The sequence below is a fragment of the Streptomyces spiramyceticus genome, assembly GCF_028807635.1.
GTDB lineage: Bacteria > Actinomycetota > Actinomycetes > Streptomycetales > Streptomycetaceae > Streptomyces > Streptomyces spiramyceticus.
On record NZ_JARBAX010000001.1, the window covers coordinates 3616138 to 3636792 of the forward strand.

At 68.6% G+C, this 20655-nt stretch carries 23 protein-coding genes and 1 pseudogene; 19 read left to right on the forward strand and 5 right to left on the reverse strand.

Features of this window, described 5'->3' with window-relative positions:
• Positions 1–27 precede the first annotated feature (27 nt).
• From rpmG to PXH83_RS16465, 5 genes are all read left to right on the forward strand, one after another.
• Entirely contained in the window at positions 28–192 is a 165-nt protein-coding gene (gene rpmG / locus PXH83_RS16445) for a 50S ribosomal protein L33 (RefSeq protein WP_138898864.1), read from the forward strand.
• A gap of 73 nt (positions 193–265) precedes the next feature.
• Entirely contained in the window at positions 266–511 is a 246-nt protein-coding gene (locus PXH83_RS16450) for a type B 50S ribosomal protein L31 (protein WP_214920890.1), read from the forward strand.
• A complete protein-coding gene (locus tag PXH83_RS16455; protein WP_274561110.1) occupies positions 511–1671 on the forward strand; it encodes a CobW family GTP-binding protein in 1161 nt (386 codons plus the stop codon). Before PXH83_RS16450 ends, PXH83_RS16455 begins: the two co-directional genes overlap by 1 nt.
• A complete protein-coding gene (rpsR, locus tag PXH83_RS16460) occupies positions 1671–1916 on the forward strand; it encodes a 30S ribosomal protein S18 (protein WP_274561111.1) in 246 nt (81 codons plus the stop codon). Before PXH83_RS16455 ends, rpsR begins: the two co-directional genes overlap by 1 nt.
• A 117-nt stretch (positions 1917–2033) precedes the next feature.
• Positions 2034–2273 (forward strand): DUF397 domain-containing protein, encoded by a 240-nt coding sequence (locus PXH83_RS16465; protein WP_214920887.1) that lies wholly within the window; start codon positions 2034–2036, stop codon positions 2271–2273.
• A gap of 35 nt (positions 2274–2308) precedes the next feature.
• Here PXH83_RS16465 and PXH83_RS16470 read toward each other — a convergent pair whose 3' ends face one another.
• The gene (locus PXH83_RS16470; protein ID WP_274561112.1) at positions 2309–2812 is read right to left on the reverse strand and encodes an ATP-binding protein; all 504 of its coding nucleotides are present in this window, start codon (positions 2810–2812) and stop codon (positions 2309–2311) included.
• A gap of 66 nt (positions 2813–2878) precedes the next feature.
• Here PXH83_RS16470 and PXH83_RS16475 point away from each other — a divergent pair, with 66 nt between their 5' ends.
• From PXH83_RS16475 to PXH83_RS16505, 7 genes are all read left to right on the forward strand, one after another.
• Positions 2879–3049 carry a hypothetical protein gene (locus PXH83_RS16475; protein WP_274561113.1) on the forward strand — a complete coding sequence of 57 codons (171 nt, stop codon included), beginning with the start codon at positions 2879–2881 and terminating at the stop codon, positions 3047–3049.
• A gap of 95 nt (positions 3050–3144) precedes the next feature.
• Positions 3145–4008 carry a helix-turn-helix domain-containing protein gene (locus tag PXH83_RS16480; RefSeq protein ID WP_274561114.1) on the forward strand — a complete coding sequence of 288 codons (864 nt, stop codon included), beginning with the start codon at positions 3145–3147 and terminating at the stop codon, positions 4006–4008.
• Between the two features lie 63 nt (positions 4009–4071).
• A complete protein-coding gene (locus tag PXH83_RS16485) occupies positions 4072–5529 on the forward strand; it encodes an aldehyde dehydrogenase family protein (RefSeq protein ID WP_274561116.1) in 1458 nt (485 codons plus the stop codon).
• A gap of 91 nt (positions 5530–5620) precedes the next feature.
• A complete protein-coding gene (locus tag PXH83_RS16490; RefSeq protein ID WP_274561117.1) occupies positions 5621–6166 on the forward strand; it encodes a DinB family protein in 546 nt (181 codons plus the stop codon).
• A 113-nt stretch (positions 6167–6279) separates the two neighbouring features.
• A complete protein-coding gene (locus PXH83_RS16495; protein WP_274561118.1) occupies positions 6280–6921 on the forward strand; it encodes a PadR family transcriptional regulator in 642 nt (213 codons plus the stop codon).
• 80 nt (positions 6922–7001) lie between these two features.
• On the forward strand, positions 7002–7997 hold the full coding sequence (locus PXH83_RS16500) for an ATP-binding cassette domain-containing protein (protein ID WP_274561119.1): 996 nt from the start codon (positions 7002–7004) through the stop codon (positions 7995–7997).
• A complete protein-coding gene (locus PXH83_RS16505) occupies positions 7994–8776 on the forward strand; it encodes an ABC transporter permease (RefSeq protein WP_274561120.1) in 783 nt (260 codons plus the stop codon). The genes PXH83_RS16500 and PXH83_RS16505 overlap by 4 nt, the downstream gene beginning before the upstream one ends.
• Before the next feature lie 312 nt (positions 8777–9088).
• Here the strand turns inward: PXH83_RS16505 and PXH83_RS16510 are convergent.
• Positions 9089–9357, reverse strand: a pseudogene (locus PXH83_RS16510) (YbjQ family protein).
• Positions 9358–9507: 150 nt separating this feature from the next.
• Between PXH83_RS16510 and PXH83_RS16515 the strand changes: the two are divergent.
• Positions 9508–10200 (forward strand): DedA family protein, encoded by a 693-nt coding sequence (locus PXH83_RS16515; RefSeq protein WP_274561121.1) that lies wholly within the window; start codon positions 9508–9510, stop codon positions 10198–10200.
• A 37-nt stretch (positions 10201–10237) separates the two neighbouring features.
• Here PXH83_RS16515 and PXH83_RS16520 read toward each other — a convergent pair whose 3' ends face one another.
• Together PXH83_RS16520 and PXH83_RS16525 are read right to left on the reverse strand one after the other, a co-directional pair.
• The gene (locus PXH83_RS16520; RefSeq protein WP_274561123.1) at positions 10238–11944 is read right to left on the reverse strand and encodes a threonine/serine exporter family protein; all 1707 of its coding nucleotides are present in this window, start codon (positions 11942–11944) and stop codon (positions 10238–10240) included.
• A gap of 179 nt (positions 11945–12123) precedes the next feature.
• Positions 12124–12618: an inorganic diphosphatase gene (locus PXH83_RS16525; protein WP_069930540.1), complete on the reverse strand. Its 495-nt coding sequence runs from the start codon at positions 12616–12618 to the stop codon at positions 12124–12126.
• 86 nt (positions 12619–12704) lie between these two features.
• Here PXH83_RS16525 and dacB point away from each other — a divergent pair, with 86 nt between their 5' ends.
• The 6 genes from dacB to folE all read left to right on the forward strand — a co-directional run bounded on the left by dacB (position 12705) and on the right by folE (position 20102).
• Positions 12705–14162, forward strand: a complete 1458-nt coding sequence (dacB, locus tag PXH83_RS16530; RefSeq protein ID WP_274561128.1) for a D-alanyl-D-alanine carboxypeptidase/D-alanyl-D-alanine endopeptidase — start codon at positions 12705–12707, stop codon at positions 14160–14162.
• A gap of 76 nt (positions 14163–14238) precedes the next feature.
• Positions 14239–15369 carry a zinc-dependent metalloprotease gene (locus tag PXH83_RS16535; protein ID WP_274561129.1) on the forward strand — a complete coding sequence of 377 codons (1131 nt, stop codon included), beginning with the start codon at positions 14239–14241 and terminating at the stop codon, positions 15367–15369.
• A gap of 176 nt (positions 15370–15545) precedes the next feature.
• Positions 15546–16583: a tRNA lysidine(34) synthetase TilS gene (gene tilS / locus PXH83_RS16540; RefSeq protein WP_274561131.1), complete on the forward strand. Its 1038-nt coding sequence runs from the start codon at positions 15546–15548 to the stop codon at positions 16581–16583.
• A 20-nt stretch (positions 16584–16603) separates the two neighbouring features.
• Positions 16604–17164 (forward strand): hypoxanthine phosphoribosyltransferase, encoded by a 561-nt coding sequence (gene hpt / locus PXH83_RS16545; RefSeq protein ID WP_274561133.1) that lies wholly within the window; start codon positions 16604–16606, stop codon positions 17162–17164.
• 187 nt (positions 17165–17351) lie between these two features.
• Complete coding sequence (gene ftsH, locus PXH83_RS16550; protein WP_274561136.1) at positions 17352–19388, forward strand: ATP-dependent zinc metalloprotease FtsH; 2037 nt, start codon at positions 17352–17354, stop codon at positions 19386–19388.
• Between the two features lie 108 nt (positions 19389–19496).
• Entirely contained in the window at positions 19497–20102 is a 606-nt protein-coding gene (gene folE / locus PXH83_RS16555) for a GTP cyclohydrolase I FolE (RefSeq protein ID WP_214920869.1), read from the forward strand.
• A gap of 46 nt (positions 20103–20148) precedes the next feature.
• Here folE and PXH83_RS16560 read toward each other — a convergent pair whose 3' ends face one another.
• Entirely contained in the window at positions 20149–20637 is a 489-nt protein-coding gene (locus PXH83_RS16560) for a DUF3180 domain-containing protein (RefSeq protein ID WP_274561139.1), read from the reverse strand.
• Positions 20638–20655 lie beyond the last annotated feature (18 nt).

Below are 20655 nucleotides of genomic sequence, written 5' to 3' on the forward strand. Positions count from 1 at the left end.
TGGGAACCATTTCCATATACTAACCACATGGCACGCAACGAAGTCCGCCCGATCATCAAGCTCAGGTCCACGGCGGGGACCGGTTACACCTACGTGACCCGCAAGAACCGCCGTAACGACCCCGACCGCATGACGCTCCGCAAGTTCGACCCGGTCGTCCGCCGGCACGTCGACTTCCGCGAAGAGCGCTGACCAGCAGAAGAGCGCTGACCAGCAGCTCACCGGCCCAGCACCAGAAGTCAGAAGCCAGAAGGGGGCTCACTTCATGAAGCCCGGAATCCACCCGCCGTACGGTCCCGTCGTCTTCCGCGACACAGCCGGCGGCTTCGCCTTCCTCACCCGCTCCACCATGACCAGCGACAAGACGGTGGAGTGGGAGGACGGCCGTACGTACCCCGTCGTCGACGTCGAGATCTCCTCGAAGAGCCACCCCTTCTACACGGGGACGGCCCGCGTGCTGGACACCGCGGGACGCGTGGAGCGCTTCGAGCGCCGCTACGGAGCGAAGTAGTGAGCGAGAGGGGAGCCAAGCTGCCCGTCGTGATCGTCGGCGGGCTGCACTCGGACGCGCGCAAGGAGGTCGTGGACCGCCTGCTGCGCACCGTTCCCGGCAGCGTCGCTCTGCATCACGACCTGTCGACCGCGGCCGAAGGGACGGTACGCCGCAGTGTCCGCGACGCCCTGGGCGAGAGCTCGTCGGGCGAGGCGCCGCTGGTCAACGACTGCGCGTGCTGCGCGCTGCGCGAGGACCTCGTGCCCGAACTGGAGCGGCTCGCGGGCAGCAGCCTGACGCGGCTCGCGGTCGTGGAGCTGTGGGACTCGGTCGAGCCCAAGGCGATGGCTGAGGTCGTCGTCGCGCACGGCGGCGACGTACTGGACCTGACCGCCGTAATGACCGCGGTCGACCCCGCGCTGCTCCTGCCGTACCTCGGCTGCGGCGACGATCTGTCGGAAGCCGGACTCGCCGCCGCAGCCAGCGATCAGCGGACCGTCGCGGACACCTGGGCGCGGCAGCTGGAGTACGCCCCGGTGCTGGCCATCGTCGAGAGCGAGGACTCCCAACAGGCCGACGAGGCGGACAAGGCGCTGCTGGCGCAGCTGCATCCGACCGCCCGCCAGGTCCAGGCCGCGTCCGGCGACCTCGCGGAGGCCGCCTTCGCGGGCTTCGACGTCGAGGCTGCCGCGGCCCGTCAGCACCCGGCGTGCGCACTGCTCCCGCAGGAGGCGGACGAGTCGGGTGTCGGCACCTTGGTGTGGCACCGGCGCCGGCCCTTCCACCCGGAGCGGCTGTACGAGGCCCTGGAGGACCTGACGTGTGCGGCGGCCCGCAGCCGGGGCAGGTTCTGGCTCGCCGACCGCCCGGACACGCTGATGGCGTGGGACGCGGCGGGCGGGGCGCTGTGCGTGGAGAGCGCGGGGCCCTGGCTGGCCTCGCTGCCGGACGCCGCGTGGGACATGGTGCCGCCGATGCGCAGGGCGGCGGCCGCACTCGACTGGCACCCCGACCACGGGGACTGCTGCCAGCACCTGGTGTTCACCTCTCCGGGGCTTGACCGCGACGGACTCGAAGAGCTCCTCGAATCCTGCTTGTTGACCGATGCCGAATACGCGGCAGGGCGCGACGCGTGGAAGCGCCTGCCGCCCGCTTTTGATTCTCTTCTGGAGGCCTGATGTCCCGCCCGTCCCGAGGTAATGACCCCCGCAAGCCCCTGAAATCCCGGCCCAATCCGCTGGATCAGGCGAAGATTACGTACATTGACTACAAGGACACGGATCTGCTGCGGAAATTCATTTCGGACCGCGGGAAGATCCGCAGCCGGCGTGTGACAAGGGTCTCGGCGCAGCAGCAGCGCCAGCTGACCCGGGCCATCAAGAACGCCAGGGAGATGGCCCTTCTCCCCTACTCGTCGCGCTGATCCGGACTCCTGTAACCAAGAGGCCACCCGGCGTGCACGTGCATCTGCCCATGCATCAGCAAGTGAAGAAAGCTATGATCCGGGGCAGTTGACATCTGCACTTTCCGGGAGCGACCTGTGCACCACGCGTACAACGGCATGGCGGCCACAGAGCTTCACGGGGTGGTCTGGCAGAAGAGCAGGCGCAGCAACTCGCAGGGGTCCTGCGTGGAGTTCGCCAAATTGCCGGGGGGGAATGTGGCAGTCCGCAATTCGCGCCACCCGGACGGTCCCGCTCTGGTCTACACGCCTGCGGAGATCGAGGCGATGCTGCTCGGCATCAAGGACGGGGAGTTCGACCACCTGACGGGTGGCTGAATCGTTTCGCCTCAAGTCGGGAGCAGGGCTCACCACTACTGCTGTTCGGCGGCTCTCACGCGGAAGAGTGCCCAGACCACCTTGCCGCTCAGCGTGCCCGCGAGCGGGTGCCAGCCCCAGCTGTCGCTGAAGGAATCCACCAGAAACAGGCCACGGCCCGACTCGGCGGAGAAATCGTCGGCCTCGCGCGCCATCGGGCTCTCGTGGCTTGGGTCGCGCACCGCGCACACCAGACGCGAGGTCCAGTGCATCAGGTGCAGCCGTACGGGCGGGTCCTGATCGCCTTCGCGCGGGGTGTCCGCGGGCAGGGCGTGCCGCAGGGCGTTGGTGACGAGCTCGGAGACGACCAGGGCCACGTCGTCGAAGTGCTCGCCGAGCTCCCACTTCGCCAGCGTCGACTTGGTGAACTGTCTTGCCCCGCCCACCGCTTCGTACCTGGGTGGCAGCGCGCAGGAGGCCGAGCTGGAGACCGCTGCGGGGTCGATGGGTGGCAGGCCCTGCCTTAACGGCTCGAGCACGGTCGATCCATTCGTCCCCATGCGAGGCACTCCCGGGATTCGCGGTCGTTGCGATACAGCGGTGGTGCGGCGTCAGCACGAAAGAGCATGCAGATGCAGGTGCGCGCGGACCATGGTTCCGAATGCGTACGGCAGATGCAAGGGCAGATGCACGTGCACGTGCCGGACCTGTCCGATCCCGTGCCGGTTCTTGCTCATTTCTTCCACCCACTACTTTCAGTGGCTGGCGAAGCCCTTGCCATTTCCGTAATCGAATGAGTACGGGGTGAAGCGTTTTGATGGCAGACTGCGGCTCTCGGGAACCTGGGGGAGGCACCCGCTACTGAACTGTCGGACTGGGGAGGGTTGGAGAAGTGACCGCAGGCGAGTCGAGCGGCTCCGTGGTGCGGCGCATCCTGTTGGGATCCCAGCTCAGACGTCTCCGTGAATCGCGTGGCATTACCCGCGAGGCGGCCGGCTACTCGATCCGAGCATCCGAATCGAAGATCAGCCGCATGGAGTTGGGACGGGTGAGCTTCAAGGCCAGGGACGTCGAGGATCTGCTGACGCTCTACGGCGTCACGGACGGAGCAGAGCGCGAGTCCCTGCTCAGTCTGGCGCGGGAGGCCAATGTGGCTGGCTGGTGGCACAGTTATGGCGATGTGCTGCCCGGCTGGTTCCAGACGTACATCGGTCTGGAAGGTGCCGCCTCACTGATCCGGATTTACGAAGTCCAGTTCGTGCACGGGCTGCTGCAGACGGAGAGCTACGCCCACGCAGTCGTCTCCCGCGGCATGCCGCAAGCGACCGCTGCCGAGGTCGACCGCAGGGTCGCGCTGCGCCTGGAGCGCCAGAAGGTCCTCGTGTCCGAGCGTGCGCCGCACTTCCACGCCGTACTGGACGAGGCCGCGCTGCGCCGTCCGTACGGCGACCGGGGCGTGATGCGGAGCCAGTTGCAGCATCTCATCGAGGTCTCGGAGCAGCCGAACATCACCCTTCAGGTGATGCCGTTCAGCTTCGGCGGTCACGCGGGCGAGAGCGGTGCCTTCACGATGCTGCAGTTCCCCGAGTCGGATCTCTCCGATCTGGTCTATCTGGAGCAACTGACAAGTGCGCTCTATCTGGACAAGCCCGAAGAAGTCGCCCAGTACCGAAGGGTGATGGAACGGCTGCAGAAGGACAGTCCGAGTCCGGCGGAGTCACGCGATGTCCTCCGCGGTCTACTCCAACTCACATAACCGGCCAGTAGGATGACGTTTTATCAGGAGTCTGCACCTGCACACCTTGCAGTAAGGGATCGCATGTCCTTCTTCACCGACCTGGCCCACCAGTACATCGACGGCGAGTGGCGGACCGGCAGCGGCTCGTGGGACATCATCGACTTCAACCCGTACGACGGGGAGAAGCTCGCCGCGATCACCGTGGCCTCGGTGGACGAGGTCGACGAGGCCTACCGGGCAGCGGAGCGCGCGCAGCCCGCCTGGGCCGAGTCGAGCGCGTACCGCAGGAGAGACGTTCTCGAACGCGCCCTGCGGGTCACCCAGGACCGCGAGGACGAGATCGTCGAGGCCATCATCGACGAGCTCGGCGGTACGCGCCTGAAGGCGGTGTACGAGGTCCATCTCGCCAAGGAGTTCCTGCGCGAGGCGACGCGGATGGCACTGCGCCCCGAGGGCCAGATCCTGCCGTCGCCGGTGGACGGCAAGGAGAACCGGGTCTACCGGCTGCCGGTCGGTGTGGTCGGGGTCATCAGCCCCTTCAACTTCCCGTTCCTGGTGACCATCAAGTCGGTCGCCCCGGCGCTGGCGCTCGGCAACGCGGTCGTGATCAAGCCGAACCAGAACACTCCCGTCGTCGGCGGCGGCCTGATCGCCAAGATCTTCGAGGACGCGGGTCTGCCGGCCGGGCTGCTCAATGTGCTCGTGACGGACATCGCGGAGATCGGTGACGCGCTCATAGAGCACCCCGTCCCGAAGGTCATCTCCTTCGCGGGCTCCGACAAGGTCGGACGGCACGTCGCCGCCGTCACCGCGAGCCACTTCAAGCGCTCCGTGCTCGAACTGAGCGGCAACAGCGCGCTCGTGGTGCTGGACGACGCGGACGTCGACTACGCCGTGGACGCCGCGGTTTTCAGTCGTTTCGTGTACCAGGGCCAGGTCTGCATGGCCGCCAACCGCATCCTGGTGGACCGGTCGGTCGAGGTGGAGTTCACGGAGAAGTTCGTCGCGAAGGTACGGTCCCTGGTCACCGGCGACCCGGCCGACCCCAAGACCCACATCGGCCCCGTCATCAACACCTTCCAGGCGGACGCCCTGACCACGCTGGTGGAGCAGGCGCTCGCGGAGGGCGGGACCGCGCTCGTACGCGGGTCCACGCGCGGCAATCTGGTCGAGCCGACCGTACTGACCGGGCTGCCGGACGACTCGACGATCCTGGGGCAGGAGATCTTCGGGCCTGTCGCGTTGATCATTCCCTTCGACGGGGAGGAAGAGGGCGTACGCATCGCCAACGACAGCGAGTACGGGCTCAGCGGGGCGGTCCACACCGCGAACGTGGAGCGAGGTGTGCGCTTCGCCAAGCGCATCGTGACCGGGATGATCCACGTCAACGACTCGACCGTCGCGGACGAGCCGCAGGTGGCCTTCGGGGGCGAGAAGTACTCGGGGATCGGGCGGCTGAACGGCGACTCGGCGGTGGAGGCGTTCACGACGCAGAAGTGGATTTCGGTGCAGCACGGACGGACCGAATTCCCCTTCTGAACGGCTGCCGTTGCGGACAGATGCTGACCGCAAGGGTTCGTAGCGTGGTTCTTGTCAGGACGGCGAGACACCTTACGGAAGAGGCGGACCCATGGTCGTACACGTGAACGCAGAGGCCCACGGCGACGAGCGCGGCGCGCTTCTGGCCTTCCTGGACGCCGAGCGCGGCGGCATCCGGCGCGCGCTGCTCGGCCTGACGGACGAGCAGGCGGCCACGAAGCCGAGCGCCAGCGAGCTCTCGCTCTCCGGGCTCCTCAAGCACGTCTCCGAGGCCGAGCAGAGCTGGCTCTCGCGGGCCAAGGGCGTCGAGCCGGAGACGCGGCGCGACGAGTCGAACTGGGACGAGAGCTTCCGGCTGGTCGGGGACGAGACGGTCGAGAGCAGGCTGGCGTACTGGGAGAAGGTGGCACGGCAGACCGAGGAGGTCATCCGGTCGGTGCCCAGCCTGGACGACACCTTCGCGCTGCCCGACGAGCCGTGGTTCCCCAAGGAGGATGTGTCGATGCGCTGGCTGCTGCTGCGGCTGATCACCGAAATGTCCCGGCACTCCGGCCATGCGGACATCATCCGCGAGACCTTGGACGGCAAGACGGCGTTCGAGCTGGTCGCCCTGGAGCGCGGCGAGAGCTGGGACTGATGGTCCGGGACTGACTCGCCTGGGGCCGATCGCCTGGGGCTGATCGGCCGGCGGATCGTGCTCTCGCTGCTCCGGATACTCTAGTCAAAATTGAGTAGAAGGAAGGTGCGGTGATGTCGGCGATCCGGCTGCTGGTCCTCGGCGCCGTCCGTCAGCACGGACGGGCCCATGGCTATCAAGTACGCAACGACCTGGAGTTCTGGGGCGCCCACGAGTGGTCCAACGCCAAGCCCGGGTCCATCTATCACGCGCTGAAGCAGATGGCCAAGCAGGGACTGCTGCTCGCCCACGAGGTGGCGCCGAGCACGGCCGGCGGGCCGCCGCGTACCGAGTACGAGCTCACGGAGAAGGGTGTCGAGGAGTACTTCGGGCTGCTCCGCGAGGCTCTGACGACGTACGACCAGAAGATGGACGTGCTGTCGGCCGGCATCGGCTTCATCGTGGATCTGGAGCGCGCCGAGGCTGTCGAGCTGCTGAAGGAACGGGTGCGGGGGCTTCAGGAGTGGCGGGCGGCCGTCACCGAGTACTACACCCCGGAGGACGGGCCCGAGTCACTCGGGCACATCGGCGAAATCATGAATATGTGGGTCCACTCGGCGGATGCGGGGGCCGAGTGGACACGCGGCCTCATCGCCCGGATCGAGGGCGGGGCGTACACCTTCTCCGGCGAGGGGGACCCCTTTGTGGGGGTGCTCGCGGAGGACCAGGAGAACCCGTACGCGACCGGGATTCCCGATGAGGGAGATCATCGCTAATCAAGCTTGACTAATGCGCGAGCCCGGCCTACCTTGGGCGCCGTAGTCAAGTTTGACTACAGGGCTTGGAGGAGAGTGCATTGACTGACGCCGACGCGGCGATCGTCGTCGAGGGAGCACAGAAGAGGTACGGGGAGAAGCGGGCCCTGGACGGGCTCGACCTGGTGGTGGGGCGCGGCACGGTGCACGGTGTGCTCGGGCCCAACGGAGCGGGCAAGACGACGATCGTGCGCATCCTGGCCACGCTGTTGCGGCACGACGCGGGCCGCGTGGAGGTGGCCGGGTACGACGTACGGTCGCAGGCCGGCGAGGTGCGGCGGCGGATCGGGCTGCTGGGGCAGCACGCGGCGGTGGACGAGGGGCTCGGCGGGCGGCAGAACCTGGAGATGTTCGGTCGGCTGTACCACCTGGGGGCGCGCAGGGCGGGCCTACGGGCGGACGAGCTCCTTGAGCGGTTCGGGCTCGCGGACACCGGGCGCAAGGCGGTCAAGCAGTACAGCGGCGGGATGCGGCGGCGGCTCGACCTGGCGGCATCGCTGATCACTGATCCGCAGGTGCTGTTCCTGGACGAGCCGACGACCGGGCTCGACCCGCGCGGACGGGCGGAAGTGTGGGGCGCGGTGCGCTCGCTGGTCGGGGGAGGGACGACCGTACTGCTCACGACGCAGTATCTGGAGGAGGCCGACCAACTGGCCGATCGCATCACGGTGGTCGATCGGGGCAAGTCCATCGCGGAGGGCACGCCGGACCAGCTCAAGGGCAAAGTGGGCGGCGACCGGATCGACGTAGTGCTGCACGATGTGCGCCAACTGGGCGTGGCGGCAAGTCGGTTGGGGGTCGGGGCCGAGACGGACGAGGACCGGCGGCTGATCAGCGCGCCGGTGACGGACCGGATGGCGGCGCTCACCGGGATCGTACGGGCGCTGGAGACGGCCGGGATCGAGGCGGAGGACATCGCACTGCGCAGGCCCACGCTCGACGAGGTGTTCCTGCACCTTACGAAGGGAACCGGCGGGACGGATGTTTCCGGCAAGGCCGGCGAGGTCGGCGAGATCCACAAGGGGGTTGCGGCATGAGTGCGGCATGGGCGGTCACGGACTCCTGGACGATGACGCGGCGCGAACTCGCCCACTGGGGGCGGCAGCCGGTCCAGGTCGTCGTCGGACTGGTCTTCCCGGTGATGCTGCTGCTGATGTTCGGATTCCTGATCGGCGGCGGCAAGGGCGTCACCGGGGAGTACGTCGAATTCCTGGTGCCGGGCGTGCTGGCGCTGACCATGGCCTTCGGCCTGGAAGCGACGATGCTCGCGGTCACCCAGGACCTGGGCAAAGGCGTCATCGACCGCTTCCGGTCCATGCCGATGGCGACGTCGGCGGTGCTGGTCGGGCGCTGCGTCGCGGACATGCTCCAGTCGGCGGTCAGCCTGCTCGCCCTGATCGGGGTCGGGTATGCCATCGGGTGGCGCTGGCACGGCAGCTTCATGGCGGCGCTGGGGGCGGTGGGGCTGCTGCTCCTGCTGAGGTTCGCGATGCTGTGGATCGGCATCCATCTTGCGCTGGTGGCGGGCAAACCGGAGCTGGTGCAGGCGGTTCAGATCCTGGTCTGGCCGGTCGGTTTCCTCTCCAACGCCATCGCGATTCCGCAGAGCATGCCGGACTGGCTCGGCGCGATCGTCGAGTGGAACCCGATGTCGGCGACGGCGACGGCGGTGCGTGACCTCTTCGGCAACCCGGGTGCGGCGGGCGGATCGTGGGCGGCGGACCACGCGGAGCTGCTGGCGGTGGTGTGGCCCGTGGCGCTGGTCGCGGTGTTCTTCCCGCTGGCGGTACGGCGGTTCGGGCGGCTGAGCCACTGAAATCGGTCGGCTGAGTCGCTGAAATCGTCGGCTGAGAAGGGGAACCCGGAAGCGGTCTGCGGTGTACCAGAAGGAGAAGTGGTCCGCCGCGGACCGCTGGACCGGGGGGCTTCGATGCGTAAGCCGTTCACGACAGTCGGGGTGCCGACCGGCGCCGTCCTCGTTGCGTTGGTGGTGCTGGCGCTGCTGCTTTCCACACGGTGGGGCCGGCGGCGGACGGGAGCGGCTTCGCGCTGCTCGCGGATTGACGGAGAGCCTGGGGCGCGGCTCGCTGTCCTCGCGTTCCTCAGCGCCCCGATGAAGCGGCACGCGTTACTCCTTGGTAATGACGACCGCTGTGCCGTACGCGCACACCTCGGTGCCCACGTCTGCGGCTTCCGTCACATCGAAGCGGAACATCAGCACCGGGTTGGCGCCGCGCGCCCCCGCTTGCTCGACGAGCCGCTCCATCGCCTGGTTGCGGGTCTCCACCAGCGTCTTGGTGAGCCCCTTGAGCTCGCCGCCGATCTGACTTCCCAGGTCGTGACCACCAGTACGTCGGAATGCCCGCTCTGCCCGCCGCCGTAATCCTCGATGCCCATACGCATCCACCTCCTGACGGACAGCTTTGCCCCAGTACGTGCACCGCGCATCCACTGGGAAGCCACTGGAACCAGGAGAGTCCCGGTGGCGTTGATAGCTTTGGGCAGCACACCCGCAGACGATCGATCCCACCCTGGAGCCCGGTACCCGTGAATACGCTTGCGCTCGGACCGTCCTGGCTGGATCCCGACTATCTGCTGGAGCAGTTCGGCCTGATCGGCCTCCTGGTCATCGTCTTCGCCGAGTCCGGGCTGCTCATCGGCTTCTTCCTGCCGGGCGACTCGCTGCTGTTCACCACCGGCCTGCTCGTGACCACGGGCGCACTGGACACCCCGCTGTGGCTCGTCTGCACGCTGGTCGTTCTCGCGGCGATCATCGGTGACCAGGTCGGCTATCTCTTCGGCCGCAAGGTCGGGCCTGCCCTCTTCAAGCGTCCGGACTCCAGGCTCTTCAAGCAGGAGAACGTCGAGAAGGCCCACGACTTCTTCGAGAAGTACGGGCCGAAGTCGCTGGTCCTGGCCCGCTTCGTGCCGATCGTCCGCACCTTCACGCCGATCATCGCCGGCGTCAGCAGGATGAACTACCGCTCGTTCATCACGTTCAACATCATCGGCGGCGTGCTCTGGGGCGCCGGCGTCACGCTCCTCGGCGCCTCGCTCGGCAAGATCGACTTCGTCCACAAGAACATCGAAGCGATCCTCATCCTGATCGTGCTGATCTCGGTGGTCCCGATCGCCATCGAGTACCTGCGCGCCCGCAGCAGGTCCAAGAAGGCGGCCGCCGCCGAGGGCCCGTCCGACGGCACGCCCCCGTCCCAGCGCGGCCGCCACGCCAAGCGCTGACCCACGCCAGGCACTCGCCCGGGCCGGACAGGACAGGTTAGAAGCCGCGCGTCCGCTTCGCCGCGCGGCGGCTCGCCCCACGGCCTGCTCCCGGCATCTTGAGGAACAGCCGGGAGATCTCGCCACCGAGGTTCACCCCGATGGCGATCGCCAGTGACAGGGCCGCCGCCTTCGACAGCGAGGCGAGCCCCGAGTTCAGATCGTTCTGCGCGATGCCGAGCAGACCGAAGTACGTCGCCGAACCGGGCAGCAGCGGGCCGATCGCCGCCGTGACGTACGGCAGCGCCGAGGCGTACTGGTAGCGCGAGAACAGCTGCCCGAAGAGACCCACCAGACCGGCCGCGACAGCCGTCGAAGCCACCTGCGAGATCTCGCCGATGTCATGCATCGCGCCGTAGACGATCCAGGCCACCGCGCCGTTCAGCGTCACCATCAGCACGGTGTTCCGTTCCTGCTGGAGCAGGATCGCGAAGGAGAAACAGAGCAGCATCGAGGCCAGGATCTGGGTCACCGGACGCGTGGAGCTCTCCAGCGCCGTCGCCGCCTGGAGCTCGGCGCCCAGCTGCACACCCAGATAGAGCACCATCAGCACGCCGATGACGATCGCGATGAAGAAGTACATGACTTCGAGCAGGCGCGCGGACGCGGTGATGTAGTAACCGGTCAGCCCGTCCTGCACGCCCGCAACGAGCGCCCGCCCGGGCAGCAGCGCGAAGAGACCACCGGTGATCACCGCCGAGGGCCGGGCGTCCCACGCCGACGTCTGGGGGGCCAGCGTGAGCGCCACGCCTATCGCGGCGGGCGGCATCGCCGCCACCACGAACTGGTAGAACTCCGGCAGCCCGCGCCCGGAGCACAGCCAGGCGAGCCGGTCGCCGAGCATCGCCCCGATGGCCGCCGCCACGAAGACCACGGGCCCACCGCCGACCAGCACGGAAGCCCCGCCGGCCAGCAGCCCGCTCGCCATCGTCAGCGCCCACCCCGGGTACGGGTGGCGGTTGCGGCGGATCTCCGCGAGCGTGCCGTACGCCTCCTCCAGCGTGACGTCGGTCTCCGGCGTCGTGATGTCGTCGATGAGGTGGTAGACGGCCGCCAGGCGGGTGTAGTCGGTGCCCCGCCTGCGTACGGTCCTGCTGGCCGTCACCGGATCGTCGACCAGTGAGGGCTGGTACGAGATCGACAGCAGGGTGAAGGTGACGTTCGGCTCGCAGCGGTCGAGCCCGTACGCCCGGCTCACGCCGAACATCGCCGCCTCGACGTCCTCCGCGCCCTCGCCGCCGGCGAGCAGCAGCTCGCCGATACGCAGCGTCAGGTCCAGCACGCGCGGTACGGCGGGCCCGGTCTCGTCGTGCTTCTGCACCGGCTCCGACACGGGCCGGTCGCCCACCGGCATGCGCAGCAGCGTACGCATCCGGTCCTGCCAGGGAGCCTCCTTGGTCAGCCTGACCATGGGGACGCCGTGCGCCGGGGTGAAGGCGGGCGGCGCGTTCCTGGCGTTGTACGTGGTCGGTGTGTCGAATGCGGATGATTCGGGCGGTGCGGGCTGCTCGGTCGTCATCCCCTCGGGGACGGCGAACTCGGAGCTCGGGTGGTCCTCCTCGGGCGGCGCCGGCTGCTCCATTCCGGCCGGTGGAGCGAAGGCGCTGCGCGCCTCGTCCGACGGCGGCTTGCGGTCTTCGGGGCCCTCGCTCTCGGCCCCGCTGCCGCCGCGCTTCGGATCCGCCACCGTTCGCCTCGCTTCCATTCCTTGATCGAGTCGGGCCCGTCCGCCCCGGTTCAGTATGCGGACGGACTGCTTCCCGTCACGAGGGGCTCAACACACGGCGGGCGGTGCGCCCCGTTGGGGTGCACCGCCCGCCGTTTTTCATGCCACGAGAGCCCAGAGGCTCATCGGTTTCGCCAGCGCCAGTGTCGCCAGTGGCGTCAGTGGCTGCCGCCCTGCGCCTGGAGGCGCTTGTAGGAGGCCTCGACCTCGGCCTCGGCCTCGGTGCGGCCGACCCAGTCGGCGCCCTCTACGGACTTGCCGGGCTCCAGGTCCTTGTAGACCTCGAAGAAGTGCTGGATCTCCAGCCGGTCGAACTCCGATACGTGGTGGATGTCGCGCAGGTGCTCGACACGCGGGTCCGACGCCGGGACGCACAGCAGCTTGTCGTCGCCGCCGGCCTCGTCGGTCATACGGAACATGCCGATCGCGCGGCACTTGATGACACAGCCGGGGAAGGTCGGCTCGTCGAGCAGAACAAGGGCGTCCAGCGGGTCGCCGTCCTCGCCGAGGGTGTTCTCGACGAAGCCGTAGTCGGCGGGGTAGCTGGTGGAAGTGAAGAGTCGACGGTCCAGGCGGATCCGACCGGTCTCGTGGTCCACCTCGTACTTGTTCCGCGAACCCTTCGGGATCTCGATGGTGACGTCGAACTCCACGGGTGGCTCCTCCATGATCAGCACAAACTTCGGGTGGTTAAGTGTCCCTCACGCAGGTGGATGATCGCGAAAGGGGCTGGTCCGAGGTGCCGGAGTGGAGAACGTGGCAGCTCGCGGCGGGCGCAGCCGTGCTCGGTCTCGCCCTCTCTGCCGGGGCGGTGACCGCGGCAGGCCCTTGGGACTCCGGCCAGCGTAAGGCCGAGCGGGAGTGGGCCGCCTCCCAGAGCCATGGGGGCACCTCCCCTGCCCTTGAGGCTGGGGGGGAGGGTGGCGCACGTCACCAACACCCGGCGCGCGACGCCCCGGCGCCCGCCCCCAGCGCCCCCGGCGTACTCGCCGCGCTCGGAGCGCCCGTACCGCCGCCGGTCGAGAGCGGCCTCGCCGACGCCCTGGAACCCCTGCTCCAGGCCCCCGCCCTCGGCACGCTCCGTACGGCGTCGGTGATCGACACCGCGACGGGCACGCAGGTGTACGGGAAGGGGGACCGGGACCAGATGGTCCCCGCCTCGACCATCAAGATCGCCACGACGGTGGCCGCGCTCTCCGCGCTCGGCCCCGACCACCGCATCGCCACCACGGTCGAGGCGGCCCCCGACGGCAAGAAAATCACGCTGGTCGGCGGCGGCGACCCGACCCTGGAGCGGGAAGACCTGGGCTCCCTGGCCGACGACACCGTACGGGCGCTGAGCGACCGCGGCGTCGGCGAGGCGGAGCTGACGTACGACACCTCGCTCTACTCGGGGCCCGACCTTCACCCCATCGGCCCCAACGCGAACATCAGCCCCGTCAGCCCTCTGATGGTCGGTGAGGGCCGCCTCGACGGCTCCCGCAGCGGCCCCGCCCCTCGCACCGGCGACCCGGCGGGCGACGCGGCCCGCGCTTTCGCCGACCTGTTGCGCAAGCGCGGTCTGACGACGAAGGGCGACCCGGCACCGGGCAAGGCGCCCGGCGAAGCCGATCCGGTCGCCAAGCACCTCTCCGTACCGCTGTCCGCACTCGTCGAGCGCACCCTCACCAACAGCGACAACGACATCGCCGAGGCCCTCGCCCGGCAGACCGCCCTCGCGTCGGACGAGCCCGCGAGCTTCGAAGGTGCGGAGAGGGCGGTCGAGGCCCGGTTGAAGAAGCTTCAACTACCGCTGTCCGGCGCCCGTTTCGCGGACGGCAGCGGCCTCGACCGTGCCGACAGGGCCTCCGCCTCCCTGCTGTCGAGCCTCCTGGCCCGCGCCGCCGACCCGGCCCACCCCGAGCTGCGGCCTGTCCTGACCGGCCTCCCCGTGGCAGGTTTCAACGGCACCCTGAAGAGCCGTTACACAAGGGAATCTCCCGGTACGGGCATGGTCCGCGCCAAGACCGGCACCCTCACCGGCGTGAACGCCCTGGCCGGAACCGTCGTCGACGCGGACGGCCGCCTCCTGGCCTTCGCCTTCCTCGCCTCGGGCACCAGCGGCCCCGAAGCGGCCCAGTCGGCCCTCGACAAGCTGGCTTCCGCGATCGCCAACTGCGGCTGCGAGCCCGCCGAGGGACGGCCCGGGAACTCGTGAACCCCGAGGAAGTTCAGGGGGACGGGTGGAGGACAACACCTCACCGCAGGCCGGTTCGACAACGTACGGTTGACGCATGACGAGCATCGGTGGTGCGGAGATGGTCGACTGGAATCTCGCGGTGGCGACGGCGACCCGACTGGTGAGGCCGGGGCCCGACGTGACCCGCGAGGAGGCGCGCGCCGTCGTCGCGGAGCTCCGCAAGCACGCCAAGGCAGCGGAGGAGCACGTCCGCGGCTTCACGCGGATGATCCCCGACGGCCACGAGCCGGAGGACACCCCGGTCCTCGTCGTCGACCGGGCGGGCTGGATCAAGGCGAATGTCGCCGGGTTCAGGGAGATCCTCAGGCCGCTGCTGGAGAAGATGCAGGACCGCAGGGGCTCGGGCCCCGGCGGCGCCGTGCTCGGCGCGGTCGGCGGCAAGGTGACCGGCGTCGAGGTCGGCATGCTGCTGTCGTTCCTTGCCTCGCGCGTCCTCGGCCAGTACGAGACCTTCGCCCCGGCCACCCGCGAATTCCCCGCGGGAGCCAATGGCGGTGGCCGCCTCCTGCTCGTCGCCCCCAACATCGTCCACGTCGAGCGCGAGCTGGAAGTGGACCCCCACGACTTCCGGCTCTGGGTCTGCCTGCACGAGGAGACGCACCGCACCCAGTTCACGGCCGTGCCCTGGCTGCGCGACCACCTCGAAGGCGAGATCCAGTCATTCCTCGGCGAGACCGAGGTCGACCCGATGACTGTCCTGGAGCGCCTGCGCGAGGCGGCCCAGTCGCTGGCCGGCGGCCGCCCCGAGGGCGAGGCCGGCGAGGGCGGGCGCAGCCTCGTCGAGATCGTCCAGACCCCCGCACAGCGCGAGATCCTCAGCCGCCTGACCGCCGTCATGTCGCTGCTCGAAGGCCACGCCGACTTCGTCATGGACGGCGTGGGCCCCGATGTGGTGCGGTCCGTCGCCGAGATCCGCGAGAAGTTCCAGCAGCGCAGGGCCCGCGGCGCCAGCCGCCTCGACCAGGCGCTGCGCAAGCTGCTCGGCCTGGACGCCAAGCTCCGGCAGTACCGTGACGGTGAGCGTTTTGTACGGTCTGTGGTGGAGGAGGTCGGAATGGACGGCTTCAACCGGGTCTGGACCTCGCCGAACACGCTGCCCACCAAGGCGGAGATCGCCAAACCGGCGGATTGGGTCGCGCGGGTGCACCGTAAGGCAGAGTCGTAGGCGCGATGCGGCCGATGACAGGAGAGCAACCCTCTTAATCACCCATCCGAGGGACCGTGAGCGCTGGGTAGGCGTGCAATGCTCGGGGAATGGCCCGGCTCTGTCACCATCGACGCACTCTGAGTGACTGGCTTCTCCTCCCGAGGCACCCCCAACTTCACCGAAGGGCACCGGACATGGGTCCCCATCCTGCGGTCGCAGCGATACGCCTGGCGGTCCGCCGCGTACTCCACGACGTACTGAACGACACCACCGAGCACACCAGCGCCTCCCACCCCTCACACGCCTCCCACGAGCCGCCGACAGCGCCGCTCGTGCTGGTCGCCTGCTCCGGCGGTGCCGACTCCATGGCGCTCGCCTCCGCCCTCGCCTTCGAAGCACCCAAGCTCGGCATCCGGGCCGGCGGCGTCACGATCGACCACGGCCTCCAGGACGGTTCCGACACGCGCGCGGGCGAGGTCGTCAACCGCCTCGCCACGCTGCGCCTCGACCCCGTCGAGGCCGTCGCCGTGACCGTCGGCCGCGAAGGCGGTCCCGAAGCGGCCGCCCGCGACGCCCGCTACGCCGCGCTGGACGCCGCCGCCGAGCGTCTCGGCGCCGCCGCCGTCCTGCTCGGCCACACCCGCGACGACCAGGCAGAGACAGTCCTGCTCGGCCTTGCCCGCGGCTCCGGCATCCGCTCGCTCTCCGGAATGGCCGCCGTCACCGGAGCCGGGCGCTACCGCCGCCCCTTCCTCCACATCGACCGGCAGACCGCCCGCAAGGCCTGCATGGTCCAGTCGCTCCCGGTCTGGGACGACCCGCACAACACCGACCCCGCGTACACCCGCTCACGACTGCGCCACGACGGCCTGCCGGCCCTGGAGAAGGCGCTCGGCAAGGGCGTCGTCGAGGCCCTGGCCCGCACGGCGCAGCTCTCCCGGGACGATGCCGACGCCCTCGACGACTGGGCCGCCGAGGCGGACGCGTCCGTACGGGACGACGCCGGGCTGCTGGTCTGCGCGAAGCTCTACGCCCTGCCGCCGGCCGTACGCCGCCGCGTCCTGCGCCGTGCCGCCATCGCAGCGGGCGCACCGGCCGGATCCCTCTTCGCACGGCACGTCGAGGAGGTGGACCGCCTGATCACCGGCTGGCGCGGGCAGGGAGCCATCAACCTCCCCGGCCGGGTCGAGGCACAGCGGCAGGGTGGCAGACTGGTCATTCGGCAGGGCTGAGCCGAAGTACTACGAAAGTGATGCGGGTGGACGCGAACGACATGAGCACCGACCTCAAATCGGTGCTCATCACCAAGGAAGAAATCGACGCGAAGCTGGCTGAGCTGGCTGAGAAGATCGATGCGCAGTACGCGGGCAAGGACCTGCTCATCGTCGGTGTCCTCAAGGGCGCAGTGATGGTGATGGCGGACCTGGCGCGTGCGCTGTCCACCCCGGTCACGATGGACTGGATGGCGGTGTCGTCGTACGGCGCGGGCACCCAGTCCTCCGGCGTGGTCCGGATCCTCAAGGACCTCGACACCGACATCAAGGGCAAGCACGTCCTGATCGTCGAGGACATCATCGACTCGGGACTGACGCTGTCGTGGCTGCTGTCGAACCTCGGTTCGCGTGAGCCGGCGTCCCTGAATGTCTGCACCCTTCTGCGCAAGCCGGAGGCGGCGAAGGTCGCGATCGACGTGAAGTGGGTGGGTTTCGACATTCCGAATGAGTTCGTCGTGGGCTACGGCCTGGATTACGACGAGAAGTACCGGAATATGCCGTTCGTCGGCACTCTCGCACCGCACGTCTACGGCGGCTGAGCCGAGCCGCACCTTCCCCGGGGAACCCTCGCCCGTGTCCCGCCGTTGGAGCATGGGAAGGAGGGTTCGTCAGTCGTCCCCCGCAGTCACGGGTGACAATGCTGGGGTACCGTCCGAAGAACAGTCTTTTTAAACAGCAGCATTTACCTACGGGCAGGAGGGACGGGGCGATTACCGCCCCGTATGGATGGACGTGAAGCGATACTTCCGTGGGCCGGTCATGTGGATCGTGCTGGCCGTCCTCGCCGTGGTCGTGTTGATGCAGGTTGTCGGCTCGTCCGGCGGCTACAAGACGGTGGACACTGCCGAGGTCGTCCAGGCGATCGACAAGAACCAGGTCAAGCAGGCCAAGCTGACGACCGGTGACGAACAAGTCATCAGGGTCGAGCTGAAGGACGGCCAGAAGGTCAAGGACAGCAGCAAGATCCAGGCGAGCTACATCGGCGACCAGGGCGTCGCGCTCGCCAACAAGCTGCAGTCGAAGTTCGACAGCGGGGACATCGACAAGGGCTACACGGTCTCCCCCTCCAAGCAGAACCCGTTCGTCGGGATCCTGCTCTCGCTGCTCCCCTTCGTCCTCATCGTGGTTGTCTTCCTGTTCCTGATGAATCAGATGCAGGGCGGCGGCTCCCGGGTCATGCAGTTCGGGAAATCCAAGGCCAAGCTCATCACCAAGGACACCCCGAAGACGACGTTCGCCGATGTGGCGGGGGCGGACGAGGCTGTCGAGGAGCTCCACGAGATCAAGGAGTTCCTGCAGGAGCCGGCGAAGTTCCAGGCCGTCGGCGCCAAGATCCCCAAGGGCGTGCTGCTGTACGGCCCGCCCGGTACGGGCAAGACGCTGCTCGCGCGTGCTGTCGCGGGTGAGGCCGGCGTCCCGTTCTACTCGATCTCCGGTTCCGACTTCGTCGAGATGTTCGTCGGTGTCGGTGCCTCCCGTGTCCGTGACCTCTTCGAGCAGGCCAAGGCGAACGCTCCGGCGATCGTCTTCGTCGACGAGATCGACGCCGTCGGCCGGCACCGCGGTGCCGGTATGGGCGGTGGCCACGACGAGCGCGAGCAGACGCTCAACCAGCTGCTCGTCGAGATGGACGGCTTCGACGTGAAGGGCGGCGTCATCCTGATCGCCGCCACGAACCGGCCCGACATCCTCGACCCGGCGCTCCTGCGCCCGGGCCGCTTCGACCGGCAGATCGCGGTCGACCGCCCGGACCTCCTGGGCCGCCTGGAGATCCTCAAGGTGCACGCCAAGGGCAAGCCGGTCACGCCGGAGGTCGACCTCCGGGCCGTCGCCCGTCGTACGCCCGGCTTCACCGGCGCCGACCTGGCGAACGTGCTGAACGAGGCCGCGCTGCTGACCGCCCGTAGCGACAAGAAGCTGGTCGACAACCACTCCTTGGACGAGGCGATCGACCGCGTCGTGGCCGGACCGCAGAAGCGGACCCGGATCATGAGCGAGAAGGAAAAGAAGATCACCGCGTACCACGAGGGCGGACACGCCCTGGTCGCGGCGGCTTCTCCGAACAGCGACCCGGTGCACAAGGTCACCATCCTGTCCCGCGGGCGTGCCCTCGGTTACACGATGGTGCTCCCGGACGAGGACAAGTACTCGACCACGCGCAACGAGATGCTGGACCAGCTCGCCTACATGATGGGCGGCCGTGCGGCCGAGGAACTGGTGTTCCACGACCCGACCACGGGCGCCTCGAACGACATCGAGAAGGCCACTGCCACGGCCCGCGCGATGGTCACGCAGTACGGCATGACCGAGCGCCTCGGCGCGATCAAGTTCGGCCAGGACGGCTCCGAGCCGTTCCTCGGCCGTGACATGGGTCACCAGCGGGACTACTCGGAAGAGGTCGCCGCGCTCGTCGACGAAGAGGTCAAGAAGCTCATCGAGACCGCGCACAACGAGGCGTGGGAGATCCTCGTCGAGAACCGTGACGTTCTCGACAACCTGGTTCTGGCCCTCCTGGAGAAGGAGACGCTGAACAAGGAGGAGATCGCCGAGATCTTCAGCCCGATCGTGAAGCGCCCGGCCCGCCCCGCGTGGACCGGTTCTTCCCGCCGCATGCCGTCCACGCGGCCGCCGGTGCTCTCCCCCAAGGAGCTTTCGCTCACCAATGGCGTCAACAACGCCAACGGTGCGGCTCCCGCGGTGACCGCCGGTTCTGTGGACACCCCGGCCACCGAGGCGATCCCCGAGGAGCGTCCCGAGAGCTGATCACACCGGCCCCGAGGGGCCCGGAATGGATGCCGCGTCCCCCAGGTTTTAGCCTGTGGGGGCGCGGCGTTTTTCGGCCGCGCACGAAAGCACAGGAACGAGGCAGTGATGACCGACCCGGTGACGTTGGCGGGCGAGGGCTCCATCGGCGAGTTTGACGAGAAGCGGGCCGAGAACGCCGTACGCGAGCTCCTCATCGCGGTCGGGGAGGATCCGGACCGGGAGGGCCTCAGGGCGACGCCGGGGCGCGTGGCGCGGGCCTACAGGGAAATCCTGGCCGGGCTGTGGCAGGAGCCCGAAGATGTCCTGACGACGACGTTCGACCTCGGCCACGACGAGATGATCCTGGTCAAGGGCATCGAGATCGTCAGCCTCTGCGAGCACCACCTGCTGCCGTTCCACGGCGTGGCGCATGTCGGCTACATCCCTGCGGACACAGGAAAGATCACCGGGCTCTCCAAGCTGGCGCGGCTCGTCGACGTCTACGCACGGCGCCCGCAGGTCCAGGAGCGGCTCACCACGCAGATCGCAGACTCCCTGATGGAGATCCTGGAGGCGCGTGGCGCGATCGTAGTCATCGAGGCCGAGCACATGTGCATGTCGGTGCGCGGGATCCGTAAGCCAGGGGCGAAGACCACGACGTCTGCCGTGCGCGGTCAGCTGCGGGACGGCAGCACCCGCTCAGAGGCGATGAGTCTGATATTGGCGCGTTAGGGCCTGTCGTCAAACTCCCGCCTGCCCCGCGAGTTTCACGACAGGCCTAGGCCGCTGAGGCTCTGCTGTTGCCCTGGTCCTCGTCGTCCGGGAGCTTGCAGACGCGCTCCAGGAAGAACGCCGCGGCAACGACCGCCACGCCCGCCAGGACCGCAAAGCCCGCATAGATGGCCTGGTCCCGGCGGGCGGGCACGTCGAGGCTGTTCATCAGCAGGAAGACGCCCGTCCCGCCGTACATCCCGCAGACCAGGGACGCCACCAGCGCGCTCGCCTGGCCGAATACCACCGCCCGGGCCGCCATCAGCGGCTCCACGCCCTTGGCACCGGGACGGCGCTCGCGCTGGGCACGCAGCCGGGAGCGGATCGACAGTGCGGTCGCCGTGAGCACGGCGGCGATCACCGCCAGCACGACGGGTGCCGCCAGCGGCACGCTCGGCAGGGTGTCGATCGTGTCCCAGAGCCGCGCAGCGCCCCAGGAGAGGATTCCGGCCACGGCGAAGAGACCGGCCAGTACGCCGAGCCGAAGTTGCTTCACCGAGAGCGCCCCTCACAT

What these genes read in the sequence shown, in the direction of transcription:
- folE (WP_214920869.1), top strand. Translation starts at nt 19,497, where the DNA reads ATGACCGACCCGGTGACGTTGGCGGGCGAGGGCTCCATCGGCGAGTTT.
- PXH83_RS16485 (WP_274561116.1), top strand. Translation starts at nt 4,072, where the DNA reads ATGTCCTTCTTCACCGACCTGGCCCACCAGTACATCGACGGCGAGTGG.
- PXH83_RS16450 (WP_214920890.1), top strand. Translation starts at nt 266, where the DNA reads ATGAAGCCCGGAATCCACCCGCCGTACGGTCCCGTCGTCTTCCGCGAC.
- PXH83_RS16490 (WP_274561117.1), top strand. Translation starts at nt 5,621, where the DNA reads ATGGTCGTACACGTGAACGCAGAGGCCCACGGCGACGAGCGCGGCGCG.
- ftsH (WP_274561136.1), top strand. Translation starts at nt 17,352, where the DNA reads ATGGACGTGAAGCGATACTTCCGTGGGCCGGTCATGTGGATCGTGCTG.
- rpsR (WP_274561111.1), top strand. Translation starts at nt 1,671, where the DNA reads ATGTCCCGCCCGTCCCGAGGTAATGACCCCCGCAAGCCCCTGAAATCC.
- PXH83_RS16470 (WP_274561112.1), bottom strand. Translation starts at nt 2,812, where the DNA reads ATGGGGACGAATGGATCGACCGTGCTCGAGCCGTTAAGGCAGGGCCTG.
- PXH83_RS16535 (WP_274561129.1), top strand. Translation starts at nt 14,239, where the DNA reads ATGACGAGCATCGGTGGTGCGGAGATGGTCGACTGGAATCTCGCGGTG.
- PXH83_RS16520 (WP_274561123.1), bottom strand. Translation starts at nt 11,944, where the DNA reads ATGGAAGCGAGGCGAACGGTGGCGGATCCGAAGCGCGGCGGCAGCGGG.
- tilS (WP_274561131.1), top strand. Translation starts at nt 15,546, where the DNA reads ATGGGTCCCCATCCTGCGGTCGCAGCGATACGCCTGGCGGTCCGCCGC.
- PXH83_RS16475 (WP_274561113.1), top strand. Translation starts at nt 2,879, where the DNA reads ATGCAGATGCAGGTGCGCGCGGACCATGGTTCCGAATGCGTACGGCAG.
- rpmG (WP_138898864.1), top strand. Translation starts at nt 28, where the DNA reads ATGGCACGCAACGAAGTCCGCCCGATCATCAAGCTCAGGTCCACGGCG.
- hpt (WP_274561133.1), top strand. Translation starts at nt 16,604, where the DNA reads ATGCGGGTGGACGCGAACGACATGAGCACCGACCTCAAATCGGTGCTC.
- PXH83_RS16505 (WP_274561120.1), top strand. Translation starts at nt 7,994, where the DNA reads ATGAGTGCGGCATGGGCGGTCACGGACTCCTGGACGATGACGCGGCGC.
- PXH83_RS16495 (WP_274561118.1), top strand. Translation starts at nt 6,280, where the DNA reads ATGTCGGCGATCCGGCTGCTGGTCCTCGGCGCCGTCCGTCAGCACGGA.